At 55.9% G+C, this 16,388-nt stretch carries 11 protein-coding genes; 3 read left to right on the top strand and 8 right to left on the bottom strand.

All coding sequences use genetic code 11. The features are described from left to right. The first annotated feature begins 60 nt into the window (after positions 1 to 60). Both ABQ278_RS18375 and ABQ278_RS18370 read left to right on the top strand, forming a co-directional pair. A complete protein-coding gene (locus ABQ278_RS18375; protein WP_349322474.1) occupies positions 61 to 2,166 on the top strand; it encodes a TonB-dependent siderophore receptor in 2,106 nt (701 codons plus the stop codon). A gap of 156 nt (positions 2,167 to 2,322) precedes the next feature. Beyond that, entirely contained in the window at positions 2,323 to 2,574 is a 252-nt protein-coding gene (locus tag ABQ278_RS18370; RefSeq protein ID WP_349322473.1) for a hypothetical protein, read from the top strand. 26 nt (positions 2,575 to 2,600) lie between these two features. Here ABQ278_RS18370 and ABQ278_RS18365 read toward each other — a convergent pair whose 3' ends face one another. From ABQ278_RS18365 to ABQ278_RS18335, 7 genes are all read right to left on the bottom strand, one after another. After that, positions 2,601 to 3,227, bottom strand: coding sequence for a histidine phosphatase family protein (locus tag ABQ278_RS18365; protein ID WP_349322665.1), 627 nt, complete (start codon positions 3,225 to 3,227; stop codon positions 2,601 to 2,603). Between the two features lie 73 nt (positions 3,228 to 3,300). After that, the gene (locus ABQ278_RS18360; protein WP_349322472.1) at positions 3,301 to 5,196 is read right to left on the bottom strand and encodes a sodium:solute symporter family protein; all 1,896 of its coding nucleotides are present in this window, start codon (positions 5,194 to 5,196) and stop codon (positions 3,301 to 3,303) included. A gap of 45 nt (positions 5,197 to 5,241) precedes the next feature. Further along, positions 5,242 to 6,354: an AGE family epimerase/isomerase gene (locus ABQ278_RS18355; RefSeq protein WP_349322471.1), complete on the bottom strand. Its 1,113-nt coding sequence runs from the start codon at positions 6,352 to 6,354 to the stop codon at positions 5,242 to 5,244. 74 nt (positions 6,355 to 6,428) lie between these two features. After that, the gene (locus ABQ278_RS18350) at positions 6,429 to 7,652 is read right to left on the bottom strand and encodes a glycosidase (protein WP_349322470.1); all 1,224 of its coding nucleotides are present in this window, start codon (positions 7,650 to 7,652) and stop codon (positions 6,429 to 6,431) included. 273 nt (positions 7,653 to 7,925) lie between these two features. After that, positions 7,926 to 9,413 (bottom strand): tryptophan halogenase family protein, encoded by a 1,488-nt coding sequence (locus tag ABQ278_RS18345; protein WP_349322469.1) that lies wholly within the window; start codon positions 9,411 to 9,413, stop codon positions 7,926 to 7,928. Between the two features lie 19 nt (positions 9,414 to 9,432). Continuing rightward, positions 9,433 to 10,452, bottom strand: coding sequence for a cupin-like domain-containing protein (locus ABQ278_RS18340; RefSeq protein WP_349322468.1), 1,020 nt, complete (start codon positions 10,450 to 10,452; stop codon positions 9,433 to 9,435). A gap of 85 nt (positions 10,453 to 10,537) precedes the next feature. Then, on the bottom strand, positions 10,538 to 13,567 hold the full coding sequence (locus ABQ278_RS18335) for a TonB-dependent receptor (RefSeq protein ID WP_349322467.1): 3,030 nt from the start codon (positions 13,565 to 13,567) through the stop codon (positions 10,538 to 10,540). Between the two features lie 475 nt (positions 13,568 to 14,042). On the opposite strand from ABQ278_RS18335, the gene ABQ278_RS18330 reads away from it, so the two are divergent. Beyond that, entirely contained in the window at positions 14,043 to 15,260 is a 1,218-nt protein-coding gene (locus tag ABQ278_RS18330; RefSeq protein ID WP_349322466.1) for an ROK family transcriptional regulator, read from the top strand. A 284-nt stretch (positions 15,261 to 15,544) separates the two neighbouring features. Here ABQ278_RS18330 and ABQ278_RS18325 read toward each other — a convergent pair whose 3' ends face one another. Continuing rightward, positions 15,545 to 16,354 carry an oxidoreductase gene (locus ABQ278_RS18325; protein ID WP_349322465.1) on the bottom strand — a complete coding sequence of 270 codons (810 nt, stop codon included), beginning with the start codon at positions 16,352 to 16,354 and terminating at the stop codon, positions 15,545 to 15,547. Positions 16,355 to 16,388 lie beyond the last annotated feature (34 nt).

Genomic DNA, 16,388 nt, shown 5'->3' with positions numbered 1-16,388 from the left:
TAATGCGTCCCTAGTATTATGTTATTACGTAACACTTCAAGGGTGCAATTGGGGATTTTCATGAAATTACAAACGAAATATGTTGCGGCTTCGGTTTCTGCGGCGGCCATGCTTACAGGTGCCGGATGGGCAGGGCTTGCGATGGCCGACGAAGAGGCCGGCGCAGGCGCGACAACGACGGTTGTGGTCACCGGATCGCGCAAAGCCGCCGCGAGCATCAAGGGCATGGATATCGAACCATTGCGTCTGCCGCAAAATGTGCGGGTGATGGATGAGCAACTGATCAGCGACGCCGGTTTCACCAAGCTGGGTGAGCTTTATGATCTGGCCGGCGGCATGTCGCGTCAGAACAGCTTTGGCGGGGCCTGGGATGCCTATGCCATCCGCGGCTTTTCCGGCGACATCAATCAGGGGCCTGACCTGCTGATTAACCGCTTCAGCGCCAATCGTGGTTTTAACGCCAGACGCGACGTGGCGACCATCGAGCGCTTTGAAGTCCTAAAAGGCCCAGCCTCAGCCTTGTCCGGTAAGGGCGAGCCCGGCGGTTCAATCAATATCGTTACCAAGGCGCCGCTCAATCTACAACATTTCGGCTTCGATGTCTCGGCGGGCAGTTTCGACACCTATCGCGGCTCGGTCGATACCGGCACGCCTATTGGCTCACAGATCAAGACGCGGCTGATCGCCGTCGCCGAACGCTCTGACGGATTTCGTGATTTCACCGATTCTGACCGCGTCCTGGTGGCGCCCTCGATTGCCTACGAACCGCGTGACGGACTGCGCTTTCTCTATCAGGCCGAATTCAACCGGGTGAACTTTGTCCATGATCGCGGCCTTGTGGCGGTGGGTGGTGATGCTCTGGCATTGCCCGTAACGCGCTTTTTGGGCGAACCGAATGACGGCCATATCCATCAGACAAGTTGGCAACACCAGGTGTCCGGTACCTATGATCTATCCGAAGGGGTCTCGCTTGAGGCGGGTTTGGCTTATCGCGATGGCTCATTGGTGGGGCAGTCGACGCATAACCGCCTCCTGCAATCGGACGGAATCCTTCGCCGTCAGTTGCGCGTGCATGATTACAACTGGGATGATCTGAGTGGCCGTCTGGAACTCAGTATCCTGAAATCAGCCTTCGGGACCGAACACCAGATGCGTATCGGTGCAGATGGCTTCGGTTACAACCAGTACCGTCAGTTCTGGCGCTTTAACCCGACGGCAGCCAATCCTTACGGCATCAACATCTACAATCCGGTCTATGGGCAGACGAAGCCGGTTGCCCCGCTCAATACCGATAACCACGAGGACCTGACCGGGTCTGGCCTGTTTGTGCAGGATCTGATCAGCATTGGCGATCAATGGACTGTGCTTCTTGGCCTTCGCTACGACACTGTTGACCAGACCGTCACCAACCGTATCAATAACACTGCGATCTCACAGTCGGTGTCGAAGACCTCACCGCGCGCGGCGATTACCTATAAGCCTTCAGAGACCTGGTCACTCTACGCCAGCTACGGGCAGTCATTCCGTTACAATCAAGGGTCGGATCGCTTTAACAAGCCGTTTGCCCCTGAAGAAGGCGAGGCCTTTGAGGCCGGGGCAAAATTCAGCCTTATGAAGAAAAAGCTGACAGGAACTGTGTCGGTGTTCGACATCACAAAAGACAATATCCTCGCCACGGATCCGGCGGATTCGGCCTATCAGGTCGCCCTCGGTGAGGCGCGCTCAAAAGGCATTGAGATTGAAACGACCTATAGCCTGAACCGGGCAACCTACGTGACCGGCGTCTATACCTATGTCGATGCTAAGGTGACGCGCGATACGACGGCAGCGCTCGTTGGTGGCCCTTTGAGCAATATCCCCAAACACAGTGGCGCGATCTTCGTAAGTTATGCCCCGGCGCGTAAGGCCGTAGGATCATTCAACTATACCGGCGGATTCGTGTTTGTCGGAGATCGTCCAGGCGATCCGAACAATAGCGGGTTCGTACTTCCGTCCTACGTCACCGCCCGCGCCAGCATCGGCTGGCAGGCTACTGAGAAGGTGGAATTGCGGCTTGAAGGCGATAACCTGTTCGATAAAGCGTATGTCGATAACAGCTATGACAGCGTCTGGGTTACGCCAGGAACGCCAAGATCAGTAACGTTGCGCTTGCGGTATGGAATGTAGCAGTAACGGCGGAGACTTGCGGTATCCGCCGTTACTTTTCTTTCCCTCCCTGCGGCGCATGCGAGATATTACACCTGGGTATACATTTATGCGCGTTCATGGTGACGAGGATTCCGATCTCTATCGACCGCAGTCAGGGTGAGGCGAAATTTATCAATGAACGAACTCGAAGAAGACGAGGGCCACTTCGCCATCCTCAAAGCGAATGGCGGCTCGACCGTCTGGCGGCGCAAGGGCCTGCTGGCGCTCGCCAATACCGCTCTGATCCTTAAAGAAGGTGCGCGAATGCAGTTTCTGCCCGAATGCCTCGGCGGCTCGAAACTGTTCGGCCCAGGCGTGATGGAACAGCAATGGAAGATGAGCAGACTTTGGCAGGACAGCGAGAATGTTCCGTTTGCTGCCGAATAGCCAAGCAGGCGCCTAATCCGGCTTGGTCATAAGCAACCCCCTACCGCCAGAACCACCAGACAATTGGCTCGTCTGAGGGCGAGCTTATTGTTTTGGCGCCCGAATACAGCCGCAATCGGCCGGGCATCATGTAGAGTGGCAAAAGTTCGCATGAGATGGATGTCACCTACCTCAGGTTCCGCGATCAATAAACTTGCAGCCTGCATGAATTGGCCATGGCTAAAGGCGTAGACCAGTGCGTTGTCATCCAACTGGCTAAGCCAATGGAAAAACCTCTCGTATGCGATGCAGCAGACAATGAAAGCTCTCGCCCCCACCCCACTGGCATAATTGGGATCGCCCCTTTTCCTGTAGTCCTCAACGGCTGACCGCCTTTGAGCGTGCGTTGAACCACACAAAACAGAGGGATCAAGGTACACGAACTCCTCGTTTCTCAACATATGTACCGGCACGTCGATAAACCGTTCGATGGCCGGACCGGCTATTGATTGCGCACGCAAATAGGGCGATGTCGCGATCAGAGACGGCTTGGCTTTCCAGTCGTCCGCTACAGCTTTCGCTTGCACCTGGCTCTTTTTAGTTAGCGGTATGCGCGTCAGGTCGTAACTCGGTATATCGGCATTTCCGGCACTCTCGCCGTGTCGGACAAAGATGACCTTCGTACAGCGTCGAAACCCTCATCGTATCGAATTTGCTCCGAGAAAGCCGCATCATGACCTTTGCGCTTTAGATTGGCTCTGGCTCATCACGCATCCTGTCCCACCAGGTGAATTTCATGATGACCGAGCATAGTGCCACCAGACCAAGCGCCAGCCAGAATTTTTCCATCTCACGGATCATCAGAAAAATCGCCGAGGCGGTTATGGCGGTCTGCCAAAGAACACCGACAAGCGCGTTGAACATATCACGCCAGAAGTCCCTGTTCGGCTGTGCATTTGGCTCGTCAGTCCGTAAGGCGTGCAAGACCGGTCCCCAGACACCCCATGGACGCGTCTTTTTATAAAACAGCTTAAGGGTTGCCATATCAGTTGGCCGGGTCAGATAAGAGCCCGCCACGGCGACAAGGGCGCAGGCCGCGAATAGCCAGGGAAAGGCAGCCAGAGCGTCGATGGCGTGGCCATCCGCGTCCTTATAAATCACCATCCACATGGCGACCGCGACACCCAGAGCCATACTCGCCGCATAGCCCGTGCCATTCAGCCGCCACCAGTACCACTTAATGACATTGGCGACCGTGTAGCCCCCGTAGAGGCCCGTGGTAATCCAGCCTACGATATCGTTGATGGAGGTGAGCTGCCAGCCGATGAAGGCACCAAGCACAGCGAAGGTCAGGGAGGTGGCGTAAGACAGATGCACAAGTGTTTTCTCAGACGCATCCGGACGAAGGTACTTTTTATAGATGTCGTTGACCACATAGGCGGGGGCTGCGTTGAGCGAGGCCGAATAGGTAGCCATGAAGGCTGACAGCATGCCCGCCAAGGCCAGGCCCATCAGGCCCGTCGGCATATAGTTGCGGATCACCCACGGCAAGATGCTGTCGATATCGCCGGTATAGGCCTGCCCGGAAGCGACGGCTGCGGCTTCCAGATGCGTCCACTGGGGGCCGATAAAACACAAGGCCAGAATAGCCATACCGGCGATCATCAGATAGCGCGGAAAAAGCAGCACCACATTGACGAAGCCGGCGATCTTGGCGGCTTCGGTGGGCGATTTTGCCGAAAGCAGGCGCTGCATATCGTAGTTCGGCGCCGGCCCGGCCATGGCTTTGAAGACGCCCTGGAAGGTCATAAGGATAAAGAAGATACCGAAAGCCGAATGACCTTCTACAGCAATGACAGAGATGGCCGTTGTGGCTACCACCTTGTTCTCAGGCTTGGCCGCCTGGGCGACACTTGCCCAATCGAGATTGAGTTTCCAACCAAACAGGATGTCGTGCCAGCCGGTCGGCACCGCGGCGCGGATCATCTCGGGCGTCACCAGCGTCACAGCGATCCAGGCGATGGCGATACAGACGACCAGTTTGATAAAGAACTGCAAGATTTCGGTCATGACGACCGAATACATCCCGCCCTTGACCGAATAGACCGTGGTCAGGGCCACGACGATCAGGCCATAGAGCTTGTCGTTTAGCAACGGGTCAGCGGCGAGTTGCCAGGGACTGAATTCCGCCGCCAGCTTGCCGATACCTAAGAAACCGAAGGCCAGCATCCCCACGACGTTGATCAGGGCAAAAACGACATTGATGAGATGGGAGGCGCGCGCGCCGGCATCCTCGCCAAAGCGAAAACTGATCCATTCGGCGCCCGTCAGCTTACCCGAACGCCGCAGCCAGATAGCCAGGAATGCCATCAGGAATATCTGGTTGAAGACCGGCCAAAGCCAGGGAATGAACACCGATTTCAGGCCATAGACCACCAGCAGCCCCACCATCCACATGGTGCCCGCGACATCGAACATGCCTGACGCATTGGAAAGCCCCAGCACCCACCACGGCAGCTTGTTGCCGGCGAGGAAATAGCTTTGCAAACTGCCTGAGGATAGCTTCGCCACCCAGAAGCCGAGTCCGATCGTCAGGAGAATATAGCCTCCCACGATGGCCAGATCGATTGGTTGTAAGTTCATGTTTCCTGCCCTGTTATTTTTTCGGGTCGTATTGCGTCGATTGTCTCAGTGATCTTCGAGCCGGTGATCCAGTTCCATCATCGCGCGGCCATTATGATACGGGCATTTCCACATCCCTGCCCTGTACCGCTGCGCGCGCCCGGCATTGGCGGCATACCATGTCCATTCGTTGCCACCGTCGCCTATGAATTGCTCTTGAATATGGCTCCATAGCGCTTCGCTTGCCGCCAGATAGTCGTCGTCACCGCTTAGCTGCCAAGCATTGACAAACCCGACCAAGCCTTCTGCCTGACCCCACCATTCACCGGCCGCGTCCAGATGTCCGTCGAACGTCTTTTCGTAGCCCAAGCCGCCGTCGGAATTCCTTCCGTCAACCAGCGCGGCACGCGCCAGGTTGAGGCAGAGGCCGCGCACGCGCGCGGCCAATTCCCGGTCACGCAAAGCCACTACGGCTTCCCAAACCAACCAACTGGCTTCGATATCATGCCCATAGGACGTGGCTTGCGTCCGATCCGTCCAATCCATGTCGAAAAATAACTTTAGCCTGTGCGCGTCCGTATCGATGAAACGTTCAATGAAAATATTGAGCGCGCGTGACAAGGCGGCATGGGTAATTTCATCGGGCGCAGCGCGGTGCAGGTTAGTATAGGCTTCGAGAATATGCAGATGCGTGTTCATGGTTTTGGGACAATCGGCATCCTGCTCCGATAACCGCTGGTCGCCAACGCCCTGCCAATAGGCACTCATGGCCTCGATATAGCCACCGTGCTCATGGTCCCAAAAACGCTCTTCAATGTCGCGTTGCAACTGATGCGCAATCTTCAGCCAGGCCATGTCCCCTGTGGCGCGATAATATTCGGCGAAGGCGTAGATGGCGAAGCCTTGCGCGTAGGCCTGCTTCTTGGCGTCAATGACCTGACCGCGATGGTCGAGCAGCCAGTAAACGCCGCCGTGATCCGGATCGAGGAAGTGGCTCCGGATATAGTTGGCCGCGCGGTGGGCAAGTAACAAGGCTTCATCAGAATGCAGCCATGTGGCCATGGCTGAAAAGAACCATAACAAGCGGGTGTTCAGAATGGCGCTCTTGGGAGCGCCCAACACAGGCCGCCCTCCAGCGTCGACCTCACCTAGAAATCCGCCGTGCACGTCATCGACCATATGGCTCGCCCACCACGACATCAGGCTCTCGCCCTCTTGGCGGGCAGCTTTACGAAGGGTTTCGGTGCGACGCGTCATTGACCTGTCCCGAAAGCTGCGCTGTAGGCTTCGTTTTTGGCTATCAGCTCCATACGCTGGTGCACGCAGGCCGCCGAAGTCAACGGATCGGCGGGGGTATTTTTACAATAATCGACCAGTTGCGCCACCGACGATGTCGCCACATGCAGGCGCGTATCCGACGAGGCGTAATAGATGAAGACCTTGCCATCCGCGTCAGCGATCCAGCCGTTTGAGAAGGTGACGTTCGACACGTCGCCCACGCGTTCCTCGCCCTGCGGCGCGATAAAATGACCGCCCGGCGCATGAATGATCTTCCACGGCGCATCAAGCGCGGTCATGAACATGTAGAGCACGTAACGCAGGCCGGCAGCGGTGTTGCGCACACCATGCGCCAGATGCAGCCAGCCATCCGGCGTTTTGATCGGCGCCGGTCCCTGCCCGTTCTTGATTTCCTTGATCGTGTGGTAGGCCTTGTTATCGACGATGACTTCCTCGTCGATAACCGCCTGCGTCATGTCGTCGGTCAGCCCCCAGCCGATGCCGCCGCCCGAACCGACCGAGATAAAGCCATCCTGCGGACGGGTATAGAGCGCGTACCTGGTTTTTCCAGATTTATCGGCGACAAACTCCGGATGCAGCACGACATTGCGCTGCTGGCCTGAGTGGGTAATCAGATCAGGTAGCCGCTCCCAGGTGACAAGATCTTTCGTGCGGGCGATGCCGCATTGCGCCGTCGCCGCGGAAAGATCGTTGGGTAGGGCATGGTCTTTGCGCTCGGTGCAGAAGAGACCATAGATCCAGCCGTCTTCATGCTGCGTCAGGCGCATGTCATAGACATTGGTGTCCGGCTCATCGGTCTGCGGCAACACAACCGGTTTCGGCCAGAAGCGGAAATTATCGACGCCGTTGGCGCTCTCGGCGATGGCAAAGAACGACTTACGGTCATCCCCCTCGACACGGACCACAACGATATACTTATTCTGCCATTTCATCGCGCCGGCATTGAAGGTGGCGTTGATGCCCATCCGCTCCATCATGAAGGGATTGGTTTGTGGATTGATATCATAGCGCCATTCCAGCGGCACGTGGGCGGCAGTGATGACCGGATGCTGCCAGCGCTGATAGATGCCATTACCGGGCGCCAACAGACTGTGATGCGGCGCATTGGGCGCTGAAACAAGCGCCTCAAATTCAGCCCGCAAATCTGCAAGTCGCTGTTGCGCTGTTTTCAAACTCATACCCTGTCCTCGTTTCTTATCCTGGCTGCCCATTTATTATTAAATCAATTTGAAGTATTATTTCAAGGCGTATTTCGCTTGATACATAAACTTCAAAATCTCCGCTTACCTCTGATCCGGTTCAACGAACACATTAGTCATAGCTAGCCTCCTCGTCACTTTGATGAGCCTGTTGAAAATCGCTTTTACTGAGGTTGTAAGTAGATACGCAGGCGTCGTTCGGACCTACCCGGTGTACGCGCACCATGGCAGCTTTTGGCGTCCGGTCAGTCTTCATGCCTCAACTCTCAAGGACCTCGCCAGAAACTGCGCGTGGGTTTCGGCTGAAGCCACTCGCGACTGGATGTCGCGCGTCATCCGCGTACAGATATCGCGCAGTTGTGGCACATCGAACCTGTCCGCCGTCAAATCACGTGACGAAGCGTTTATGCCAAAACCAGCATACATGCTGAGCCAACTCGGGTCATGGAAGCTTTCCCATTCATAGCGCACCAGATGTCCCGACGCCCTGAACACATCGATCTTCTGCTGCAAGTGATCAGGCAAAGCCATCGCCTGACAGGCCTTCCACATCGGCTCTTTCCGGCCGGATGCCCAGTAATGCAGAATGATGAAATCGCGAACCCGTTCGTATTCGAGGGTCGTCGTCCGATTGTACTCGCGCAGGCTGGCAGCCACCAAACCCCTGCCAGGAAACAGCTTGATGAGCTTTTCAATGCCTGTCTGAATCAGCACGATGCTCGTGGATTCCAAAGGTTCAAGAAAGCCGGCGGCCAAACCGATGGCAACGCAGTTGGCTTTCCAGACTTCGGTGGCATGCCCGGTGACAAAGCGCAGATGGTTGGCGCTTGCCAGAGCCGGTCCTTCCAGACGGGATCGCAACCCTGTCTCGGCCTCATCCTGCGTGAGGTGGTCACTGGAATACACATAGCCATTCCCGACACGATGCTGCAACGGAATGCGCCAGGCCCACCCGGCGGACAAGGCCGTCGAACGCGTGTAGGGCGTGAGCGGGCCGGTCCTCTCGCATGGCAGGGCCACAGCGCGGTTACAAGGCAGCCATTTCTGCCAATTCTGATAACCGCTTTTGAGAGCGCCCCGTATCAGAAGGGCCCTGAACCCGGAGCAATCGATAAAGAGCTCTCCCTCGATGTCCCGACCATCGTCAAGCCTGAGACTTTTGATGTGGCCGTTGTCCGCTATCGCGACATCATGGATTCTGGCATCGATACGCTTTACACCCAGCCTTGTGGCAAAGGTGCGCAGGCATTGCGCGAACAGGCCTGCGTCAAAATGGATGGCCCAATCATAGGCCTCAAACGCGGCTTTTGGTGTTAGATTAGGTAGGGTAAAGCGTTCCGCGAGCGCCAGTTGCGTGCACAGATTATAGGCCGCCAAAGGTGTATCTTCACCGGCTTCACGTAACCGGTGACACAGGTGGTGGAAAGCTGTTTGACCGGCCGGCACACCATAGAGCCCAAAGGGATGGAAAAAACTGTCGCCGTCGTGCGACCAGTCGTCAAAGCGAATGCCTAGTTTGGCCGTAGCCTGCGTGTCGCGCATCACGTCAAAAATATCCAGTCCAAGCGAACCGATATAGTCTCGTATCGCAGGCACGGTGGCCTCCCCTACGCCCACTTTGCCGATATCGGACAACTCGATCAAGGTAATGTCTAGATCGAGGTGAGCGAGCTGATGCGCCAGGCTTGCCGCCGCCATCCATCCGGCTGTGCCGCCGCCCGCGATAATTACCTTTTTCATAGTCCCATCAGCCCCCACGTCATTTGCTGAATTCCTTCGCCAGCCAACGCTTTAAATGACGCGCCAGATCGCTGCTCATGGTGCCTAGCACCGACCTAGCCGACACTGGAATATGCGCTGCCGGATCGCCATGATCTTCGAAAACATAGTGGTCGACCATGGCGCGCCAGGCGTCACGTTCCGCCTTCGGCAAGTGGCGGACGCTGAGCAATCCATGCACCAGCCAGTTAAAAGGAGTGCCGCAAGCCGTCGGATAATCACGCCACCAGTAGTTTACCAGCATGTTGAGCTGAGACATCGCCGCCACAGAATGCCACCAGGGGCTCGGAATGTAGATGGCGTCGCCTGCGTCCAACTCAGCGGTCCGTGCCACGTCGAGTGCCTGCCGAAACCTCGGGAATCGTTCGAAATCCGGCGCATCCGGATCGGCAAGGCTGACCGGCTGACCTGCCAAGGTAAAATCGAGCGGTCCGACATAAAGATTGCTCACCTGATCGGGCGGAAAGAGTGTGAACCGGCGGCGACCGGCCACCACGACCGCGACATTGTCAGCCACATCGTAATGGGTGGCAATACGTGTCGCATTACCGATCCATGCACGGGGGCCAACCTCAGCCCCCAAAACAGTATTGGGATTTTCGGCCTGAAAGGCGGGCAAAATCTCAGCGGTCGGCGTTGACTGCAAGTAAAGCGTCGGCGCGTCAAGCGTGTTGCGCAAGGCCAGAAGGTGGTCGAGAAACGTACAAAGCGGCACGTTCTGCCTATTGAAGTTAAAGCCTTGAAGCTTAGCCTCATAGAAAAACAACCCTCGGGCGGAGGGCGGAGCCACCAGGACTTCATAAGCCCGTTTGTCGCTCATCCGGGCGAGATATTGGCATAAGGCCTCATCGCCGGATATCGCGGCCTTAACCGAAGGCCAGGCCCCGGCAAAGGCGCGAAGAACGACGGGCTGGCGCTCGCCGACGATCTTATCGAAAGCTGCCTGCGACAGATCATTCGCCGATATCGATGGGATCGAAGTCATAAAAGCCAGGCTCACACGTCAAGGAAAGAAGCGCCCTGAAGATTCCTTCAGGGCGCTTACAACGGTCATGTGTCAGGGAGCGCACACGACTGTCAGAGGTTTAGAACTTGGCGCGCACGCCCAGGGTGACCCGCTTTTCATAGATGTTTTGGTAAGCGTACTGATTTTCCCACTGGAAGTAGTAGCTTTCCTTTTCACCGGTCAGGTTGGAGCCCTGGATATAGGCCGTCATGTTGGGCGCAAAGTCATACGAGACGGAGGCGTCGACATAGTTGGTCGGCTTTTGGTAAAGCTCCAGGCCAGGCGTACCCCACAATTGATCGGCCGATACGGCGCGCTTGGAACGGTAATTATCCGCAATACGTGCCTGAAGCGGGCCCTTCTGATACCAGACCGAGAAGTTCACCTGATGGACAGAGTTGTCCTGGAATGGCAAATCGTCGCCGTTCAGATCCTTCTTGCCTGAGAACGAAGGGGAATAGGTGTAGTTGGCATCAACACCGAAATTCGACCAGATGCCCGGCAGATAGGTGAACGCTTGCTTGGCGTTCAGCTCGATGCCTTTCAGCGTGCCGCCGTCGCCCTGACCTGACGTGTTGATGGTCACGACGCGGTGGCCGCCACCGGTTTGATCGGGATAGTCGCGTTGCACACTCACGTTTTCTATGAAGCTGTCGATATCAACATAGAAGAGGCCGACGCTGAACAGCGAACCCGGTGCGTTATACCATTCGACGGACAGGTCATAATTGCTCGAACGCCAGGGATCGAGGTTGGGATTGCCCGATTCATTGCCGCCGGTAACCAGGAAGTTGCCTGTCACCGGATCTTTTGCGTAGTAGAGCGACAGAGCGCCGCCCCACTGTGCCGCATCCAAAATGGTCATGTTGCGAGCGTAGGCAGCGCGCAGCTTGACGTCATCGCGGATATCAAACGACATGTTGATCGAGGGCAGGATATCGGTGAACTTTCGCTTGGTTTCCTTGGTGCCGTTGTTGACGTTGGCAGCACCGTAAAGACCAGATGCGCCCGGCAGATTTTGAATGACATCAAGATTTGTCGTGATCACCTGAAGACCGGCATTCATGCGGAAAGGTACGCCGACATCCCCGTTGAGGTTAGCCTGAACATAGCCGCCGGTCTGCTTAATGCCGACCTGATAGGAAGCACCCGGGTTGGCGACACGGGTTTCACCGGGCCAGTACTTTTCATGCCAGGCCAAAGGGTCATCCATGGCATGCGGGTCAATAGCGTAGGCCGTGGGGATGCCGCTGATGCCACCAAAATTGTTGATCGCAATGACGTCGCTGCCATAGGCCGTCAAAGGAATCCCTTTCGAAGCCGTAAAGTAGCCGCCCGCGTCGCCGGCATGACAGCCGGCATTGCCATCGCCGCCATTGAGGACAACATCGGTGGACTTCCACTTGACGAGACACCCTGCACCATTGAGCGCGCCCGTGCCTACCGCCGAGTAGTCCTTGTAGAGGGGAGCCAGGTAGTCAAAGGCATCGTTCTTGATATCGCGGTCAGAGAAACGGGCGCCGAAATCGATCCGGAGATTTTCCGAGAACTTGTAGTGACCATCGAAGCGCGCCACGTCCATGGTCGAGGTACGATCGTAATTGTTTTCCGACGAAGCCCCGTCCATGACATAGTTGGCCTTGTTGCCAAGAAGCGCCGAATCCAAACCACTCCAGGCTGGTGAATCACCGCGGTAATCGACTGTAATGACCTGCAGACCACTGAAGCCTGTTGGGTTGGTGACATGGTTGCCATCGGGGAAATGGTTGAGTCCGACTGTATCGAGGTCGTTCGTTGCCGGATTCGGGCCGTCAGAATACTGGTACTCGGTGCCCAGGCTCTGGCCGGCATAGGAATTGATATTGAGCTGTGTGGCCTTGGCGTGCAGGACACGAGCCGTGAAGCTGAAGGCGCCGCCGTTGTCATAGTTGACGGCCAGGTTGAAGTTGTCTGACTTGGAATCGAACCGATTGTTTTCCGTATAGGTGCCAAGGCGCAGCGCGTTCAGTTTGTAGGTCTGGACGGTATAGAGCTCGTTACCATTATCGCTGTAGCCAGTGTCGGTGGCGTTCACCGGGCTGAACCAGCCCCAGCTTGCCCACTTGGATTTAGCATCAATGCCAACTTGGCGGTTCCACTGGGTTTGATCCGTGTGGAAATACTCTGCATTGACGTGCAGGGCATCGCTCACCATCCATTGGAAGGCGGCATTGACGCCCAGACGCTTGCGCTCGGTCGACTTGTTGAAGCCAACGTGACCTTCATAGGAGACGAATTCGTCGTTCAGCACGCCGTTGCCATTCTGGTCGCCGTTCATGAAGGCCAGGCCACCGGTGGTATTGTAGCCATTCGGTGCAAAACTCGGCGTGGCGAAAGCCCAGTTTTCGCCAGCCTTCCCGGCCCAACCCGAATTTCCGTTCATACCGTTATATTGATTGGCAGCGGTGATGTCCGAATAGGCCACCGACAGCAAGGCGCCAAAATCGGAGTTGCGCCAACTCACAAGAGCATTGGCGTTCGGTTCCCACTTTTGGGTCTGGTCGCCGTAGGTTCCTTCAAGCGCACCCGTTACCGTTACCCCCGTCTTGAAGTCGAAGGGCTTCCAGGTTTTCAGGTTGACAGTTCCGGTAATGCCGGCGCCCAGTTGGGTTGCGGTTGTCGACTTGATGACGTCAGCGCCCGACATGAGTTGCGACGGGATGTCGCCAAAGTTGGGCTGCACGTTGGTGATCGAATTGGCGCCCAGAAACGCTTCACCGTTCAACAGCGTGGCCACCTGCGGAAGGCCGCGGATATTCACGGCGCCGGCCTCTCCCGCTTCGCGGCGTACCTGGACGCCAGGAATACGCTGCAAAGAATCGGAGATGGTCGCGTCGGGAAACTTGCCGATGTCTTCAGAAGACACGGAATCGATGACTTGGTCGGCGTTGCGTTTCAGATTAACGGCGCGCTTCAGCGAGGCGCGGATACCTTTAACGACAACGACCGTATCAGCATCTGTTGTCTGCGCAGGTGCGGCTTCCTGAGCCACGGCAGCGGTGCCCATCAGCATCGCCAACCCGGACGCAGCCGTCAGCAACGCCAGGTAGCGTTTCGTATGAGATCTCATGATGTCATTCCCTGGTTTGAAACATTTTATTACGGCTGCGAAATCCGGCTGCCGTTAAAAGCATGCTTACGCCCGATTTTAGAGACTGGCAAATTAAATTGTTCAAATTGTTTTAATGATTGCCATTGTATAAAAAATTATTATTTTACAGCTACTTATGATATTTGACAGCGCTATCAAGGCAGTTTCTTTGGCGTGACTTTTGAGTCACACCCCATGACAGGTAGCGCTAACATCGCGGTAACACTATGTTGAAACGTCGTAATTTATTTCCCGGCAAGGTTGCCTTAAATATGAAAGCGAAGGACAAAGCGAAGGGCTAAGGGCGGAATTTCACCTGCTCAAATGGCAGAAAGCTGGGCTGCCAGAAGCGGCCATGCTGTTCGCGCGACTCGCGCCCTAACAGGGTTTGCGAATGCTGAACGATGGTCTAGGGATGAACGGATGATATGTAACTGTACAAGGAATTCCCTGCATGGCGCATAAGACCCCAACGTCAACAGGTCGCGTTGATGGACTGTCGGGAACGAACCTGTCCAAGGCGGGAGACTACAATCAAAGAGTTGTTTTGCAAGCTATTCGGGCCAAGGGCGACGTAACCCGCCTTGAGCTGGCAAAGCTGACTGGATTGTCGCACCAGTCCGTTTTCAATATTTGCCGGCGCTTGATTGATGAGGGTACAATCTCTGAAGTCGGACGCACCAGCGGCGGACGCGGTCAACCCGCCACACGCGTCGCCATCAAAGCTGACGGCGCCTTCGCCCTTGGTCTTAACATCGATCGCGACCACATGACGCTCGTCTTGATGGATCTGTCCGGAGAGGTCAAATATCGCATCTACGCCGACAAGCATTTTGCCTTGCCGCATGATGTTCTTGAATTCCTTAGGATATCAATCGATGACATTTTGAAAAAAAACCTCATCCCCAAGTCGCGCCTCATTGGTCTAGGCGTTGCGATTCCTGACAGACTAGGGGGGGTGGAAGTTGCCGAACGCCCAAAGGATTACGATCAATGGTCGTCGTTTGACTTCTTAGGCGCGGCGCAAGCAGCGCTGATGATGCCCGTATATCGTGAAAACGACGCGACGTCGGCGGCCATTGGCGAGGCGCAGTTCGGTAGAGGTATCAACCATACCAGTTTCGTTTATATTTTGATCAGCGCAGGCCTTGGCTGCGGGCTGATCATTAACGGCAGATCCTACGCCGGCAGCCTCACGCATGCAGGCGAAATCGGCAATATTCCGATTGTGCTGAGAGATGGAAGTCCTGGCACGTTATGGAACGTCGTTTCGCTATACGCGCTCTATGTGGAGCTCGAAAAGTACGGCATTGCCGTAGATAGTCCAGACGACCTCTCCGAGTCCGATCAGGCTATGCAGCCAGCCATCGATGCGTGGGTTGAGATGGCTGCAGATGCGATGCTTCAGCCGTTCTTGGCGATTACCTACATCCTGAGCCCGAATGTCCATTTCATAGGCGGCCAGTTACCGCACTTCATCACAATCAAACTATGCGATGCCCTTAATATCCGAACGGCTGCGCAAGAAGGCGCTATCCCTCTGACGCGGTTTGAACCCTCTACGACGTCGAAGGATGCGGCCGCGTTGGGCGCTGCGGTACTTGTCATTCAAAGTCGCCTGTTGCCCCGTGTTGAGTTGCTAACGAACGATGCTTTGGGGCGTACCGCCTAACTCAAGAGGCTAGGCACCGGTCACTGTGGAGGTTTGAACGCTCCTGACAAGGCATGCTGTCGGCTTGCCTTGACTTGACCAAGGCCCTGGTGGGCTGATAGTTGCTGCCGGTCTCAAGGTCCAGGCGTTTAGAGATTTCGCTCGTAAACAAATCTCGGAACCGAGCCATCCCCCCTCGGGAAGTCTGAAACCACATTGGGTTCATGATTAGTCATGACATGTTGTGTCCTGAACGCAGGCCACCATTTCTAACCAGCCAGCGCCCGCTACATGGATTGATGCCACTATTTACCCAAGCCAAAACTTTTACGCAGGCTGCCATCAACCGCGGTCGCCGGCATGAAGCGACGTAAGCGGCTCAGCAGTTTTGCGCGACCATCGGCCGGCTGGCGCATCCGATAAGGCGCATCGATTACCGTCAGAATCTTCTGTGCGACAGCCTCAGGCGCAGGCGCCAATTTGATCTGCGCCAGCACGGATTTCATGACCGCCTCGGCTCGGAGCGCGTACGTACCGAATGGCTCGCCCACCAACCTCGCATTGGTATCGAAGTTCGTTTTCGTGAACGATGGTTGGAGCAAAACAACACGGACATTGTATTCGCGTACCTCGTGATCGAGGAACTCAGACAATCCTTCCAGGGCATGTTTGCTGCTGGCATAGAGCCCCATGAATGGTGCCGGCAAGAAGCCGAGAACAGAACTGATATTGATGATCAATCCGGATCGAGCCTTGCGCATCGACGGCAAGGCAGCGCGGACCATCCGTAAAGGACCGAACACATTCGTGTCGAATAAGGACTGAGCTTCCTCGACCGATGTCTTCTCTACAGGCCCGACCAAGGATCCGCCCGCATTGTTGATCAGGACGTCGATCCGTCCCGCTTCGGCCAGGACCCAATCGACAAACTTAACGGCAGAGGCTTCATTCGTCACGTCGAGATACCCGTATTGAACGTTCAGCATCGGCTTTGCGCGCTCGACATTCCTGACGCCTGCATAAACCCGGAATCCTTTTTCAGACAAGAGACGGGTTGTCGCCTCCCCGATCCCGGACGACGCCCCGGTTATGACGACGACTTTGTGCTTTGACATAGTTCAATCCTTAAAACTTTAGACTGTTCAATGA

The sequence above is a fragment of the Asticcacaulis sp. MM231 genome (assembly GCF_964186625.1).
In the GTDB taxonomy this organism is placed as follows: Bacteria; Pseudomonadota; Alphaproteobacteria; order Caulobacterales; family Caulobacteraceae; genus Asticcacaulis.
The sequence above is the reverse complement of the archived record's forward strand: the minus strand, read 5'-3'. Positions and strand labels throughout refer to the sequence as shown.

Bases quoted from the DNA above. Each gene is read 5' to 3' on its own strand.
- ABQ278_RS18375 (WP_349322474.1), top strand. From the start codon at position 61: ATGAAATTACAAACGAAATATGTTGCGGCTTCGGTTTCTGCGGCGGCC.
- ABQ278_RS18370 (WP_349322473.1), top strand. From the start codon at position 2,323: ATGAACGAACTCGAAGAAGACGAGGGCCACTTCGCCATCCTCAAAGCG.
- ABQ278_RS18360 (WP_349322472.1), bottom strand. From the start codon at position 5,196: ATGAACTTACAACCAATCGATCTGGCCATCGTGGGAGGCTATATTCTC.
- ABQ278_RS18355 (WP_349322471.1), bottom strand. From the start codon at position 6,354: ATGGTCGATGACGTGCACGGCGGATTTCTAGGTGAGGTCGACGCTGGA.
- ABQ278_RS18350 (WP_349322470.1), bottom strand. From the start codon at position 7,652: ATGAGTTTGAAAACAGCGCAACAGCGACTTGCAGATTTGCGGGCTGAA.
- ABQ278_RS18345 (WP_349322469.1), bottom strand. From the start codon at position 9,413: ATGAAAAAGGTAATTATCGCGGGCGGCGGCACAGCCGGATGGATGGCG.
- ABQ278_RS18335 (WP_349322467.1), bottom strand. From the start codon at position 13,567: ATGAGATCTCATACGAAACGCTACCTGGCGTTGCTGACGGCTGCGTCC.
- ABQ278_RS18330 (WP_349322466.1), top strand. From the start codon at position 14,043: ATGGCGCATAAGACCCCAACGTCAACAGGTCGCGTTGATGGACTGTCG.
- ABQ278_RS18325 (WP_349322465.1), bottom strand. From the start codon at position 16,354: ATGTCAAAGCACAAAGTCGTCGTCATAACCGGGGCGTCGTCCGGGATC.